This window comes from Thalassolituus sp. UBA2009, from assembly GCF_002335285.1.
GTDB classification, from domain to species: Bacteria; Pseudomonadota; Gammaproteobacteria; order Pseudomonadales; family Oceanobacteraceae; genus Venatoribacter; species Venatoribacter alkanivorans.
Genome location: NZ_DDCJ01000094.1, coordinates 15,826 through 30,158, shown reverse-complemented (window position 1 = coordinate 30,158; position 14,333 = coordinate 15,826). Strand labels below are relative to the sequence as shown.

Below are 14,333 nucleotides of genomic sequence, written 5' to 3'. Positions count from 1 at the left end.
ACGGTGCTGTTTAACGATACGCTGAAAAATAACCTGCTGTACGCCCGCCCGGAGGCAACAGATGCTGAACTTGCCGAGGTGATCCGTATGGCGCATTTGCAGAAACTGGTGAATGAATGCCCGGATGGTATGGATACCGTGGTTGGTGAGCGTGGACTGAAATTGTCCGGCGGTGAAAAACAGCGCATCGCCATTGCCCGTATGCTGCTTAAACGCCCGGCAATTATGGTGTTTGATGAAGCGACTTCGTCGCTCGATTCCCATACCGAACGTGGCATTATGGCCGAAATCCGTGAAGTGGCGCGTGGTCATACGGCGCTGATTATTGCTCACCGTTTATCGACCGTCGTTGATGCTGATTGTATTGCGGTGCTGGATAATGGTCAGGTGGTCGAGCAGGGCACCCACCAGCAATTGCTGGCCGCCGGCGGTGCCTATGCCGCATTGTGGCAGGCGCAACAGCAATCGGATGCTGCTGAGCATGGGGACGCTGAGGAAAAGTAATGCACCTGTTAATTGTTGATGCAATGAACCTGATCCGCCGTATTTATGCGGCGGCGGCCGATACCGAATTACCGCTGGAGGCAACCCGCAGCCGTTGTTTAAGTGCCATTACGCGTAATGCGGAATACGCCAAGGCTACCCATGTGGCGATGGTATTTGAGCAGAAATGCCAGACCTGGCGCCATGAATTATGGCCGGATTACAAGCTGGGCCGGCCACCGATGCCAGAAGCCTTGCAGCACGATCTGGCCGATATGCAGCGTTATTTTCAGCAGTCAGGCGTGTTTTGCCTCGATCTGGCCGGTTGGGAAGGCGATGACGTGATGGCCACACTGGCGAGTAAAGCAGCTTTTGCTGGTTTGCAGGTAACGATTCTGTCGACCGATAAAGGCTTCTGCCAGCTGGTGAATCCACGCCTGAGTGTACGTAATCATTTTGACCGTTTTACCTGGGATGAGCTGATGGTTGAGCAGAAATTTGGCCTCAAACCCCAGCAACTGGCCGATTTCTGGGCGCTGACCGGCGACAGTACCAATCATTTGCCCGGTGTGGCGGGTATTGGTCCGAAAACCGCTGGTCATCTGCTGGATCAGTTCGGATCGCTGGATGTGTTGCTGGTGCAGCGTGAGCAGTGCGATACCAAAGTGCGTAATGCGCTGAATGAGCATTGGTCGACGGCATTGCTGACGCGGGTTCTGGCAAGGCTGCGAACCGATGTGCCTTTGGGGTTCAACCTGCACGATCTGCGTTGGCAAAGCGGCCGCTGAGACCTCAGATAGCGGGCGGCTAATCCTTGGGCCAAAAGCGCTGGGTCAAAATGCGTTGGGCCAAAAAACGTTGGAGCAAGGGCGGCTGGCACTCGGCGGCCCGATTGATTAAAATCGCCGCCTTTTCTGTGAGGACGTTGTATGTCCGTCGATATCAAAGTCCGGGGTTATCACCTCGACATCTACCACCATGTAAACAACGGCCGCTATCTGGAATTTCTGGAAGAGGGGCGTTGGGATTACTTCGACCGTCATCAGTTTATTCAGTTGTTTGAAGCGCAGAATCTGGCTTTTGTCGTGGCCAATATCAACATCAGTTACCGTCGTCCGGCGTATGCGGGTGAAGTTATCCGTATCAGCACGCGGATGGAAAAAATCGGTAATAAAAGTGCGCAGATGGTGCAGGAAGTCCGTTTGCTGGAAAACGGTGAGGCAACCACGCTGATTGCCGATGCGGTGGTCACTTTCTGCCTGATGGATTCGGAAACTCAGAAAGCCGTGCCGATTGAAGGCAATGCCCGGGCGGTGCTGGAAACCATGATTGAGGATGGTTTATGAGCGTGAAAGATGTATTGGCTGAGATTAATGGCTTTCTCGGGTGTGCAACACCGGATGCCTGGATCGATGAGGCTCTGAATAATCAGGAAACCTTGCTGATTGATCATGCTAACTGCGAAAAAAAAGCCGCTACCACGGCGATGAACCTGCTTTATAAGCACATTGACCGCGAAGATCTGCTGAAAAAAATGAGCCAGCTGGCGCGTGAAGAGCTGCTGCATTTTGAGCAGGTTGTTAACATCATGAAAGACCGTGGCATTGCTTACCGCCATGTATCCTCGTCGCGCTATGCGGCGGGCTTGCGTGAGCAGGTGCGCAAGGGTGGGATCAATGAACTGGTGGATGTGCTGATTGTCGGCGCCTTTATCGAAGCCCGTTCCTGTGAGCGTTTTGCCAAGCTGGCGCCGTTTCTGGATGACGTGCTGGCAAAATTTTACCGCTCACTGTTGCGCTCTGAAGGCCGTCATTATCAGGATTATCTGGCGCTGGCTGCGCAGTATGCGGATGGACCCATTGCTGAGCGGGTGGCGGAATTCCGTGAGTTCGAGCGTGAACTGATCGAATCCCCCGATGCTGAATTCCGCTTTCACAGCGGTGTGCCTGTGGCGGCTTAATCAGCCGTCACTGCTGGCACGGATGATTTTGCGGCAAACGTCGGCAATATTGCTGTACTCCTCTGCGTTAATAGCGCCGGCGTCCAGGTCACGGCGCGCCTGATCCAGGCGGGCTTCGGCATCTTTCAGGTCGGTATAGCGGCGGTTTGCTTCCAGTGCGTTAAGAACAGTACGTGCGGTCATGATCTTCTCCCTGTTTGTTCTGCTTTTCCAAGCCTAGGAAATAATCAGCAGGAGTGGAATCTGTCGGAAGTATTATTCTGTTCCTGCCGCTTCAATGCGGACAAATACCGGTCGATATGGCGTTTTTTGCATTATTGCTGGCAGTTATGCCCGATGCTGGCTTTTGTGTCGTGCTGATATAAAGGTTTTTTATCACCGGGCGCAGCCGTTACTATAGGCGCCGCTATTTTTCTCTCAGAGTTGTTACCAGTTTATGTCTGTTGAATCGAACATGTTCAGTACATTGACCTCATGGTGGGATGGGCAGAGCCGTGATCTGCATGGTCTTCAGCGCGAGGGGGCCGATGGGGCGCCGTTGCTGCACTTTCTGCATGGTAATGGTTTCAGTGCTCATGCGCTGGTGCCTATGGCGGATACACTACCGTCGGACTGGAATCTGTTGCTGACCGATGTGCCGGGGCACGGTGGCTCGCAACAGCCTGCGCATCATATGCCGGACTGGCTGCGTATGGCACGCCGGGTTGGTGATGCTCTGGAAGTACGTAATGGTGGCCGTAAGGCCATTGGTATCGGCCACTCAATGGGTGGGGTTATGACGCTGATGCTGGCGGCTGAGCGCCCGCATCTGTTTGAGCGCATCATTCTGCTTGACCCGGTATTGTTCTCCGCTGAGATTCTGCTGTTTCAGCGTCTGGCCCGTAAAACCGGCTTATGGAAGCGCGGTGCTCTGGTGAAAGCCGTGCAGGGGCGCCGTTCGGTCTGGCCGGATGCGGCCAGTCTGCGTCAGGATCTGCAGCGTAAGTCTTTGTACCGTAACTGGGATGTTGCAGCACTCGAAGGTTTTATTCTGGGAGCAACGAAGCCGACCTCAGAAGGGCTTGAACTGGCCTGTAATCCCGCCTGGGAGGCCGCCATCTTTGGTTCTTATCCGCGAGGGTTGTGGCAGGCAGTGCACCGGGTGAGGGTGCCGGTGGATATTCTGGTGGCTGCTGACAGTTATCCGTTTATTCTTAAGTCGGCGCGCAAAGCAGCTAAAGCCAATCAGCATATCCGCTTTGAAATGGCGCCGGGCAGCCACTGTTTCCCAATGGAGCAGCCTGAACAGACGGCTCAGCGGATTAAAGAATTGTTGGCCATAAACCCCTGAAAGTGGTTGTCTCTTAAAACCTTTGTCAAATAAATAAGGGTAAGCTATTGTGGCTTAACCATTTGACCTAATAAAAGAGAACTACGAGTAGGATTTATGAACATGGAGATTCAGGCAGCGCTTGATGTTGCCGATGAAACTGATTCATTTCTTCAGATTACCGACGTCATTTACGACAAGGAAGCTGAGTCAGGATTTGAAGCGCTGACGGATGCAGAGAAAACCGTTTTTTGTATCGATAACCTGTTAAAGGAAATGGAAAACGGTGGCTTCGTTCAGTTTATCCACCACGACGTAGGAGCGTATGCAGAGGAAACTCTCGAAGCGCTGGAGAAAATCAAAGCAAAGGGAACATACACCCTGCTGGAACGTTTGATTGCTTTATTTGATGGGAAAAAAATCCCGAAAGATGAAGACGAGCGTATTCAGATGTTCGATCATATTGAAAGCGAATACGCTGATGATATCGCCGAACTTGATGACCGCTTTTATGATGTGGGCGAGAATCTGGTTGGGCTGACGCTGCTGTTTGTCAGTAAAAATCTCAAAGAGTTTCGCTGAACTCAAAGCCGGTGATCTTTTGCCGGCTTTTTTATTTCCCTGATCAGTGGATGTGGGCTGCTATGATCCGATGGCTTGTCCGGCGCCGGCAGAGCTTTGGTTATGCTTTTTCCGGTCTGATCTATATGCTGCGTACTCAGCCTCATGCGCAGGTTCATCTGCTGGCCGTAGTCGTGGTTGTGTCAGCGGGCTGCCTGACTGGTCTGGCGCCGACAGAGTGGGTTGTGCTTATTTTGTCGATGGCTCTGGTGTTGTCACTTGAAGCCATGAATACGGCGCTGGAAGCACTGGCTGATGCGCTCCATCCTTCCCATCATCCTCTGGTTGGCAAAGCCAAAGATCTGGCCGCAGCTGCGGTACTGGTATCAGCATTGGCATCTGTTATTATCGGCACGCTGATTTTTATTCCGCACTGGCTGTCGTGATATCAGAAATGCGGGTATTTGCATCTGAAGTACGGCCAATAAAAAAACGTCAGTTAACTATTAATAAAAACAAGTACTAAGGAATTCTCCCATGATGCGTATCTTACTGGGCCTCACGCTGGCTCTCGGCCTGATATTCAATGCGAACGCCAGACAGTTAGAAGGTGCTGAAATAGCTGAGCAGCTGACCCTTAACGGTCAGGAGCTGACTCTCAATGGTGCTGGTGTCCGTTCAAAATTCTTTCTTGATGTATACGTTGCGGCACTGTACCTCGGCAATAAAAGCAATGATGCCGCGGCAATTATCGCTGCCGATGAGCCAATGGCCATTCGTCTGCATATTGTGTCCGGTATGATCAACAGCAAGCGTATGTCGGAATCCACCCGTGACGGCTTTGTACGTTCAACCGGCGGCAACCTTGCACCTATTGAAAGTGATGTGGAAGAGCTGATCAAGGCGTTCCGTGATGAGGTAAAAGAAGGCGATGTTTATGAGCTGGCTTATACCCCGGAAAGCGGTGTAACCGTTTATCGTAACGGTGAAGAGAAATCGAATGTTAAGGGGCTTAAGTTCAAACAGGCTCTGTTTGGTATCTGGCTGTCTGAAGATCCGATCCAGAAATCTCTGAAAAAGAGCATGATTAACGGCTGATACGCCGGACGTAAAAAACGGGCTGCGGCCCGTTTTTTTATGCCTGTGTATTCTGATCAGGGCAGCGGCTTTTGTGTTCGTGGTGTGGTTTGGCGGTGTTTGGTCAAATAAGGACAGTTTGTTCTTTTTATGCGGAAAATCCGGATAATTTGTCTGCTCTGTATTGGGCAGCATGAAAGGCGAATGTAAATTTGTCCGCAAATGTTGCAGTGATATCAATATTCGGGAATATAGCCCCGGCTTTTTTGTCTGACTGGCAGCATCTGGCTCTGCTGCTTGTCTTGCTGCGGTCTTGGCTTATCGGCCGGATGTTGCTTAACTCTGTTATATACCTCAAGGACGTAAACGGTTGCTGAACTTAATTATCATTCCCGGTGGGGCTGGCTGTGAGTAATAACGAAGCAGCTTCTTCACCTGTGTCGGTCGACAGCTTCCTGCCTGAGCGGATTGTTCTGCTTGTGGTTGATGATGATGAAGCCGTGTTGCAGGTTACCCGCCTCGTACTTTCCCGTTTTCGCTATAAAGATCGCCCGCTGGAAATACTGGAAGCCTGTAGCGCAGCTCAGGCGGCGGAGCTTCTGGCTCTGCGTCCTGATGTCGCAGTGATTTTACTGGACGTGGTGATGGAGAGTGATGATGCCGGTCTGCGTCTGGTTGAGCATATTCGTAATCAGTTGAATAATCATCGTATCCGAATTCTCTTGCGTACAGGTCAGGCTGGGTATGCGCCTGAGCGACAGGTGGTGCAGGACTATGACATTAACGATTATCTGGTTAAATCCGATGCTACTCAGGGGCGGATGTTTTTATCGCTGACGGCGGCTATCCGCAGTTACAGCGATATTCTTCGCGCAGAAGAATTGGCGCGGCGTGTTGCTGATGCCGAACATCAGCGTCGGCTTGCTGATCAGGCTTCGCTGGCAAAGACGGATTTTCTTGCGCATATGAGCCATGAAATCCGTACTCCGCTGAATGGTGTTGCCGGTATTGTTGAATTGTTGTCTGCAACAGACTTGTCGGCAGAGCAGGCAGAGCTGTTGCAGGATCTGCGTTATGTCAGTTCAGCACTGCTGGATATTGTGAACGATGTACTGGATGTTGCCAAAATAGAGGCCGGTAAGCTGGAGCTGAATGTTCACGACTTTAATCTGCCGAAATTACTGGAAAAGGTCAGTGCTATTTTTGCGGCCGGCATGCAGCAGAAATCTATCCGCTTTCAGGTTGAATGCACTGCAGATCTGGTGACCTGGGTTCGCGGTGATGCTCAGCGCATTCAGCAGGTGCTTATTAATTATCTCAGCAATGCCTTTAAATTTACCCCCGAGGGTGGCCGGATTACTCTGCGTATCACCTGTGTGAGCGTTGCCGGTGGGTATGAGCTGATAGCCGAGGTTGAAGATAATGGCAAAGGTATCCGTGCAGAGCGTCTGGCCGATATTTTTAACGCCTATGAGCAGGAAAGTGTCCAGACGGCAAGTCATTACGGCGGCACGGGGCTGGGGCTGAGTTTATCGCGCAGTCTGGCCACGTTAATGGGAGGCAGTGTTGGTGCCGACAGTGAGTTTGGGCATGGCAGCCGTTTCTGGCTGCGTGTGCCGTTGCAGCCCGGACATGCTATTGATGATGCGGCGGCAGATAACGCTGATCAGGATGGGGCTCTTGCTGGCTGGACGATTCTGGTGGGTGAAGACGATCCGACCAGTCAAAAAATCATCCGCAGGATTCTGGAGCAGGCAGGGGCGCAGGTCGAATTGTTTGCTGATGGTCAGTCGTTATTGGAATCGGGGTCGTATACCTGCGCGGATGTAATTTTGCTTGATTACCATATGCCGCAACTGAATGGTCCGGCCACGGCCAGACGCTTGCGTGAATCCGGTTACAGTAAGCCTTTGCTGGCACTCACTGCAGGTATTGTCGATGCCGAGCGGGAGCAATGTCTGCAGGCGGGTATGGATGATGTGCAGGGTAAACCACTGGATCGGCAGCGCCTGATCCGGTGGTTATTACAGGCCCGCTAGCGGGCCTGTCTGGTTCAGTCACTCTGACGCTTTTCGCCCATACGGGCAATGGCTTCCAGGCGGGCAATAATGTCACCATTAACGCTGCCGGCCGGAAATTCCCCTTTGCTGTTCATTTTCCCGGCCTTGCGTTTCATCAGGATTTCAATCGCCTGATCAACATGGGTAACGCAGTGAATATGGAAGTTTCCTGCGGCAACGGCTCTGACCACATCGTCATTGAGAATTAAATTCAGGCGGTTGGAGGCGGGAATAATAACCCCCTGATCGCCGTTCAGGCCACGCGCGGCACAGAGGCGGAAAAAGCCTTCGATCTTTTCATTTACGCCACCGATGGCCTGGACTTCGCCATACTGGTTGACCGAACCGGTAATGGCGTAACTCTGTTCAATCGGAGAGTGAATCAGTGCTGAAATAAGACAGCACAGTTCGCCCAGTGAGGCGCTGTCGCCGTCGATGTACCCGTAAGACTGCTCCATGGCGATATGCGCCGAAATGGCCAGTGGGAAGCGCTGGGCGTAACGGTTGCCGAGAAAACCGCTGAGAATCATCACTCCTTTGGAATGAATGGCCTGGCCGAGAGAGACCTCACGCTCAATATCGACTACGCCTTTGCTGCCCGGATAAACGGTTGCGGTAATACGTGCCGGCGAGCCGAAGCTGGTATCGCCCAATGACATTACGGTTAAGCCATTAATTTTACCGATGGCTTTGCCGCTGGTTTCCAGCAGTACAGTTCCATCAAGCATCTGCTCGAACAGCTTGTCATAAACCCGTCCGGTGCGTTCAAACTTAGCCGCCAGAGCACGATCAATATGGTCGGCGCAAATCAGTTCGTCCTGAGCCAGTTGGCGAATAAAGTCGGCTTCAGCAAGCAGGTCGAATTGCTCACCAATGCGGGCGCTGAGAACATCCTGCTGCTCTGCCAGGCGTGCGCTGTAACGGACCATACGTACCACGGCGCTCTGATCCAGATCGGCATAACCCTGTTCTTCGATGCGGCTTTTCAGCAGGCGGGCATAAGCCAGCAGATGGTCATCGTTAAGCGGCAGATCGCTGTCAAAGTCGACAACGGCACGGAACAGACGCTTAAAGTCTTCATCGTATTCCTGCAGCAGGTAATACACCTGGCGGGAGCCGATCAGAACCAGTTTGAAATCCAGCGGAATAACCGCTGGCAGCAGGGTGGTAGTGTTGATCAGACCCATTTCGGAGTAGGGCGACTCCATCTTCAGCTGGCGGGATTGCAGTGCGCGTTTCAGTGCGTCCCAGACCAGAGGTTCAGACAATACCTTTTCCGCATCCAGAATCAGGTAGCCGCCATTGGCTTTGTGCAGTGCGCCGGGGCAGATGCGCTGGTAGTTGGTGACCAGTGCGCCCTGTTCATTGGCGTATTCGATACGGCCAAACAGGTTGGCATAGCTTGGGTGTGGTTCGTAAATGACGGGGGCGCCGCTGTTTTCCACATGATGTGTGGCGATATTGGGCATCAGCGATTCTTCAAGACTGCTGCGTTTAACGTATTCTTCACGTAATTCCAGCAGGCGTTCCTCGACCAGTTCTTCCAGGACCAGTCTGGGCAGGTGTTCTTCCATGTCCTGCAGGTAAGCCAGCAGCTTTTCATGGCCTTCAAAGCGATTGCGGATCGGTTCGATCAGCGGTGTGATCGCATTTTTGATGGTTTCCTGATTCAGCTGGCGCAGGTCATTACTGCTTTCGCGTTTCCATTGGGGCAGTTCGGCCAGCTGATCGCTGAGCATCTGTTCCAGCTCGGCGATGTTGTTATGGAAGCCTTCACGTTCTTCTTCGCTCAGTTGGGCGAATTCAGTTTCGTCGAGCGCCTTGCCTTCGCGCATGGGGGTAAAGCTGATGGCACTGGAGTCTCGGTAAACCGCAACACCACGCTTATGTGCCTCACGTTCGACATGCTCAATGGCTTTGTCATAGCGCCGGTTGAAAACGTAATCAATGGCCGATTTTTTCTGCTGATAGGTCGGGTGTTCAAGAGCGGCCGGAAAGGTGGCCAGCAGCTGATCAATCAGTTCGCTGATCTGCTGGCGGAATATACCGGCCTCCTGAGGCAGCATTTCTACGGCCTGAGGCTCCCGCGGGTTGCGGAAATTATTAACGTAGCACCAGACGCTGGGTGTCGCCTGACGTTTTGCTTCGCTTTTCAGGTAATCGCGCACATAGGATGAGCGGCCGGTGCCGGTCTCACCCATCACAAAAATATTGTAGCCCGGGCGCTGCATCGCAACGCCAAACTGAATCGCATTGACCGCTCTGTCTTGTCCAAGAACCCCCTGAAAAGTTTCCAGTTCGCGGGTGTCGGCAAAGGTCAGGGCAGATGGGTTGATGCTTTGTGTCAGGGCGGAAGCGTTAACAGCAGTTTGGGATTTGGCCATTCGGAGTCGTCAATATCGGCGGATAAAGGCGGTACAGTATTGAGAACAGCGGTGCTTGGCAAGTCGGCCGGCGTTGCAATTCTGCCGTCGCTGGTGATAATTGCGCCGCTTTGACTATCGCGGGGGATGCATGTCCGTTCAGCCAGAAGACAGAACTACTATTGATATGTTTGCCCCCGGTCGTCCGGGCCGGCCACGCAGTAACCCGTATGAGCGTTCGCAGCAGTGTCGGTTTAACAAAAGGACCCAGCGCCAGCGTGACAAGGAGCGCGGTCTGCACCGGCTGGAGGTGAAGCTCGATGCGCAGGTGGTTGGGCGTCTGGACGAGGTTTGCGCGGAGCTGAATCTGGCAAGGGCGGATGTCCTGGAGCTGGCGCTGAAGCATTGGCTGCATTTGTGATTTTTCAGTCTTAAGCGGTATTTGCCGTTGTGGCGCAGCTGGTCAATTGCATTACTGTTCCTTTGTTCACTAAACTGAACTCATACCAACGGATACGTATTAACGAAAGGATATCGTTGTGCATGGAATGCGAACGGGCATTATCGGCCTGACCCTTCTTTTATCACTGACTGCCTGCGTAAGTGGTGGCCAGGCAAAGACGTCTGCTGCCATGACTGATGCGCCAGCACCTGGCGATCTGAATCAATCATCTGGCCAGCTGAGTCTCAATCCCGTGCCGCTCTATGGCATGCCTGAGTTGTCATTGGGTGCGGAGTGGCAGAGTGGCAATGATCCGCTGCTGCAATTATGTGATCTCCGCAAGCGTCAGCTCGATGCAGACAAACCATTGGTGCTTTATCTTGATGGTGAGCATGAAATATTAACGCTGCAGCGTTCAGATGCGGTTGCCGGCGCTTCTTGCGGCTATTTTGTGACTACGCCGGATCAGCTGGACCGCATTGCCAGTCGTCAGACGGTTATGCTGCGGGTTTACTTTGCCGGTCAAACCGTTGAACAGCGTATTTCGGGAACTATGTCGGATTATTTTTCACGCCCGAAAATGCTGGGGCCACAGCAGCGGCTGAAGCGTTTTGTTGATGCATTGCAGGATTTAAATCTCAGCAGTGCGCTGGTCGATGGCTGAAAATCAGATAACTGCTTGATATCTCAATGAGTTTTCGCTAATGTGCCGCCACCTGATGTTCATCGGGTCGTTATGGTGGCCTCTGCTGGTCCCCTCGCAACGATACGCCGCGAACCCCGCCAGGCCCGGAAGGGAGCAACGGTAGTGGCTGACTCGTGTGCCGGGGTGTGGCTGGTAGAGGTCATCTCCAAATTCTCCTGACTTTCCCCTCCTTACAAGGTATTATGCGCCTCATTGCGTAATCTCTGGTGCTGGAAAATTCATGAGTTATCAAGTACTTGCTCGAAAGTGGCGACCACGTTTCTTTGATGAAATGGTGGGGCAGGAGCATGTGCTGAAAGCGCTCATTAATGCCCTCAATGAGCAGCGCCTGCATCATGCTTATCTGTTTACCGGTACCCGCGGAGTCGGTAAAACGACCATCGCCCGGATTCTTGCCAAATGCCTTAATTGCGAGCAGGGCATCAGTGCACGTCCCTGTGGTGAGTGCAGTGCCTGCCGTGAAATTGCCGAAGGTCGCTTTGTTGACCTGATTGAAGTCGATGCCGCATCGCGCACCAAAGTCGAAGACACCCGTGAACTTCTTGATAACGTTCAGTATGCGCCAAGCCGGGGCCGCTTTAAGGTTTATCTGATCGACGAAGTGCACATGCTGTCGACCCACAGTTTTAATGCCTTGCTGAAAACGCTGGAAGAGCCTCCCGCGCATGTGAAGTTTCTGCTGGCCACCACTGATCCGCAAAAACTGCCGGTGACCGTGCTGTCACGCTGTCTGCAGTTCAGTCTGAAAAATATGACCCCTGAGCGCATTGTCTCTTATCTGGGTAAGGTGCTTGAGGCTGAAAAAATCGGCTATGAAGAACCTGCTCTGTGGCAGCTTGGCCGTGCAGCACAGGGCAGTATGCGTGATGCGCTCAGTCTGACTGATCAGGCAATTGCCTATGGTGAAGGTCTGGTGGGTGAGGCTCAGGTTAATGCCATGCTCGGCACCATGGACCGTGGCCGTCTGTTTAAAATGGCTGAGGTTATGGCCAGAGCCGATGCCGTGGAGGTCATGAACGAAGTCGCGGCCATGGCTGAGCATGGTCCGGATTACGATGAAGTTTTGCAGGGGTTGCTGACCATATGGCATCGCGCAGCTCTGGGGCAGGTCGTTCCTGACGCTATCGAGAATTCTCAGGGTGATCGTGAGGCGATTCTGCAACTGGCAATGGCCATGCAGCCGGAAGATTTACAGCTGTATTATCAGATTGCCCTGAATGGCCGTGCTGATCTTGCACTGGCACCGGATCCGCGTCAGGGTTTTGAAATGATTCTGCTGCGTATGTTGGCTTTCCGCCCGGCGCCTGCGGCTCCGCTGGAGCTGGATCTGGAATCGGCACTGCAAAAAAAAAAGCGTCTCAGCTCTGACTCCCTGAGCAATCTCTCTTCAGATGTGGCTGAAGCTCCCACAGTTGTCTCAGCGACACCGGCCGAACCTGTCGAGCCGGCTCCTGCTTACGTTCCGGATATCTCAACCGTTTCCGCTTTGGCTGATGAGCTGTCATCTGATGACGGCGTTTCGGCGGATATCGAAGCGCCAGATCATGCAATAAATGCATTCGTGGACAGTATCGCAGGCGAGGCGCTTGTTGATGCGTCTGCTGATGTGCCTGAAGCCGGAATAACGGAGCAGGCTGCCGGATTTGCAACGAACGACCAATTGCTGGTTTCCGAACAGGAGGTTTCCGGGAGCGACAACAATGCTGCTATTGCTGATCTGCCTGCTGACCGTCAGCAGTACACTCAGACAGCAGCTTTAGCAGAAGAGCATCCCCCACCGGCTGTGGCGGTTGTTGAGCCCACGCCGGAACCTGAATCCTTACCTGCAGACGAGCCGGTTGCCCCGGTTTCTCAGGATGATACTGCACCAACGCCTTACACCTGGTGGCAATGGGTGAATAAACTGAAACTGGCCGGTCTGCCGATGGCAATTGCCCGTAACAGTGCTTTGGTGCAGGTGGATGGTGATCGTTATATTTTTGATGTTGACCCTGTTCAGGGCGCATTATTCAACGATGGGCAGCGTTTACGGATTCAGGACGCGATGCGCGAATCGCTGCCTCAGGCTGTGGTCGAAATGACGTTGCAGCTGCCGCGCGGAGAAACCCCGGAGCAGCGCCGGCAGCGTGAAGCGGCTGAAGCCCATTACGGGGCCAAGCAGGCAATTGAAGCTGATCCGCTGGTGCAGCGGGTCCTGGCAGAATTTGGTGGGTTTGTCGTAGACGACAGTATCCGCCCGGTAAGTTAAATACAGATATTGGAGAATCATTATGATCAAAGGCGGAATGGGCAATCTGATGAAGCAGGCCCAGAAAATGCAGGAACAACTGCAACAGGCTCAGGCTAGGCTGGCTGATGCAGAAGTAACCGGTGAGTCTGGTGCCGGCCTGGTTAAAGTGACCATGAATGGCCGTCATGATGTTAAGCGTGTTGAGCTGGATGACTCCATCATGGAAGAAGACAAAGAAATGCTGGAAGACCTGCTGGCGGCGGCGGTGAATGATGCCGTGCGCAAAATTGAACAGCAGAATCAGGAACAGATGGGCAAGCTGACAGCAGGAATGGGTCTGCCTGCAGGTATGAAACTGCCATTCTGATATGCAATTGCCAGCGCAGTACCGTCAGCTGATTGAATGCTTTGATGCTTTGCCGGGCATTGGCCCGCGTGCGGCTGCCCGTATGGCACAGCATGTTTTGGAGCATGACTCAGGTGAACGTCTGCAACAGGCGATTCTGACCGCCCGGAAGACATTGCAACATTGCTGTTGCTGCCGGACATACAGTGATCTCAGCATTTGCCCGCTGTGTACGGATGATGAACGCAGCACCTTGCATTTACTGGTGGTGTCCGGTGTTGAGGATCAGTTTCGCTGGGAAGAGGCCGGCTACCGCGGCGGTTATTTTGTCCTTCATGGACTGTTGTCACCGGTGGCCGGTATTGGTCCGCGGCAGTTACATTTACCGGATCTTAAGCAGCGTGTTGAAACATTAGTTTCTGCCGCCGAATCGTCTTCTGCAGAGAATCTTCTGGTACAGGTGGTGCTGGAGTCATCGGTTGAAGCAGATGCTACCGGGCAGTTTATCGAGGATATGCTGGCCGGTTTTGCCTGTCGGGTTCAGCTGCTGACTCCGGGTCAGCTGGCAGTGGATTTACAACGTGCGCGGAGCTTCTCTGCTGCAGACCATGTCCCGGCGGGAGCCGATAAATGACGCGTCTTAAAATACCTGAACCGCAGTGGATTACGACCGCGGAACAGTTGCAGGAGGCCTGCAGGCTCTGGTGTCAGGAAGCCTACATTGCTGTTGATACTGAATTTGTCCGCACCACCACGTTTTATCCGGAAGCCGGGCTTTTGCAGGTGGCTGACAGCC

Annotated in this window: 16 protein-coding genes and 1 other RNA gene; 15 read left to right on the top strand and 2 right to left on the bottom strand. The window is 53.0% G+C overall.

Features of this window, described 5'->3' with window-relative positions:
* From B3P58_RS11705 to B3P58_RS11690, 4 genes are all read left to right on the top strand, one after another.
* The coding region (locus B3P58_RS11705; RefSeq protein ID WP_286717666.1) for an ATP-binding cassette domain-containing protein at window positions 1-504 on the top strand (504 nt) is incomplete at its 5' end.
* Window positions 504-1,271: a flap endonuclease Xni gene (gene xni, locus B3P58_RS11700; protein ID WP_286717665.1), complete on the top strand. Its 768-nt coding sequence runs from the start codon at window positions 504-506 to the stop codon at window positions 1,269-1,271. The genes B3P58_RS11705 and xni, both read left to right, overlap by 1 nt.
* 141 nt (window positions 1,272-1,412) lie before the next feature.
* Entirely contained in the window at window positions 1,413-1,829 is a 417-nt protein-coding gene (locus B3P58_RS11695; protein ID WP_145468851.1) for an acyl-CoA thioesterase, read from the top strand.
* A complete protein-coding gene (locus tag B3P58_RS11690) occupies window positions 1,826-2,443 on the top strand; it encodes a tRNA-(ms[2]io[6]A)-hydroxylase (RefSeq protein ID WP_286717662.1) in 618 nt (205 codons plus the stop codon). The genes B3P58_RS11695 and B3P58_RS11690 overlap by 4 nt, the downstream gene beginning before the upstream one ends.
* On the opposite strand, the gene B3P58_RS11685 is transcribed toward B3P58_RS11690, so the two are convergent.
* Window positions 2,444-2,626, bottom strand: a complete 183-nt coding sequence (locus tag B3P58_RS11685; protein ID WP_145468850.1) for a hypothetical protein — start codon at window positions 2,624-2,626, stop codon at window positions 2,444-2,446.
* A 271-nt stretch (window positions 2,627-2,897) separates the two neighbouring features.
* Between B3P58_RS11685 and B3P58_RS11680 the strand changes: the two genes are divergently transcribed.
* The 5 genes from B3P58_RS11680 to B3P58_RS11660 all read left to right on the top strand — a co-directional run bounded on the left by B3P58_RS11680 (window position 2,898) and on the right by B3P58_RS11660 (window position 7,429).
* A complete protein-coding gene (locus B3P58_RS11680) occupies window positions 2,898-3,773 on the top strand; it encodes an alpha/beta fold hydrolase (RefSeq protein WP_286717660.1) in 876 nt (291 codons plus the stop codon).
* Between the two features lie 96 nt (window positions 3,774-3,869).
* Window positions 3,870-4,334 (top strand): DMP19 family protein, encoded by a 465-nt coding sequence (locus tag B3P58_RS11675; protein WP_145468848.1) that lies wholly within the window; start codon window positions 3,870-3,872, stop codon window positions 4,332-4,334.
* A gap of 62 nt (window positions 4,335-4,396) precedes the next feature.
* Window positions 4,397-4,759, top strand: coding sequence for a diacylglycerol kinase family protein (locus B3P58_RS11670; protein ID WP_286717659.1), 363 nt, complete (start codon window positions 4,397-4,399; stop codon window positions 4,757-4,759).
* Between the two features lie 91 nt (window positions 4,760-4,850).
* Window positions 4,851-5,411 (top strand): chalcone isomerase family protein, encoded by a 561-nt coding sequence (locus tag B3P58_RS11665; protein ID WP_225692791.1) that lies wholly within the window; start codon window positions 4,851-4,853, stop codon window positions 5,409-5,411.
* Window positions 5,412-5,797: 386 nt separating this feature from the next.
* Complete coding sequence (locus B3P58_RS11660; RefSeq protein WP_286717658.1) at window positions 5,798-7,429, top strand: hybrid sensor histidine kinase/response regulator; 1,632 nt, start codon at window positions 5,798-5,800, stop codon at window positions 7,427-7,429.
* A gap of 14 nt (window positions 7,430-7,443) precedes the next feature.
* On the opposite strand, the gene B3P58_RS11655 is transcribed toward B3P58_RS11660, so the two are convergent.
* Window positions 7,444-9,834 carry a Lon protease family protein gene (locus tag B3P58_RS11655; protein WP_225692789.1) on the bottom strand — a complete coding sequence of 797 codons (2,391 nt, stop codon included), beginning with the start codon at window positions 9,832-9,834 and terminating at the stop codon, window positions 7,444-7,446.
* 130 nt (window positions 9,835-9,964) lie between these two features.
* On the opposite strand from B3P58_RS11655, the gene ybfE reads away from it, so the two are divergent.
* From ybfE to B3P58_RS11625, 6 genes are all read left to right on the top strand, one after another.
* The gene (gene ybfE / locus B3P58_RS11650; RefSeq protein WP_225692788.1) at window positions 9,965-10,234 is read left to right on the top strand and encodes a LexA regulated protein; all 270 of its coding nucleotides are present in this window, start codon (window positions 9,965-9,967) and stop codon (window positions 10,232-10,234) included.
* Window positions 10,235-10,445: 211 nt separating this feature from the next.
* Window positions 10,446-10,919, top strand: coding sequence for a hypothetical protein (locus B3P58_RS11645; RefSeq protein ID WP_230333679.1), 474 nt, complete (start codon window positions 10,446-10,448; stop codon window positions 10,917-10,919).
* An 83-nt stretch (window positions 10,920-11,002) separates the two neighbouring features.
* Window positions 11,003-11,099: signal recognition particle sRNA small type (gene ffs / locus B3P58_RS11640), an RNA gene on the top strand.
* Between the two features lie 82 nt (window positions 11,100-11,181).
* Window positions 11,182-13,209: a DNA polymerase III subunit gamma/tau gene (gene dnaX, locus B3P58_RS11635; protein WP_286717657.1), complete on the top strand. Its 2,028-nt coding sequence runs from the start codon at window positions 11,182-11,184 to the stop codon at window positions 13,207-13,209.
* Window positions 13,210-13,231: 22 nt separating this feature from the next.
* Window positions 13,232-13,558 carry a YbaB/EbfC family nucleoid-associated protein gene (locus tag B3P58_RS11630; protein ID WP_230332053.1) on the top strand — a complete coding sequence of 109 codons (327 nt, stop codon included), beginning with the start codon at window positions 13,232-13,234 and terminating at the stop codon, window positions 13,556-13,558.
* 1 nt (window position 13,559) lies between these two features.
* The gene (locus B3P58_RS11625; RefSeq protein ID WP_230332054.1) at window positions 13,560-14,171 is read left to right on the top strand and encodes a toprim domain-containing protein; all 612 of its coding nucleotides are present in this window, start codon (window positions 13,560-13,562) and stop codon (window positions 14,169-14,171) included.
* Window positions 14,172-14,333: the final 162 nt, after the last annotated feature.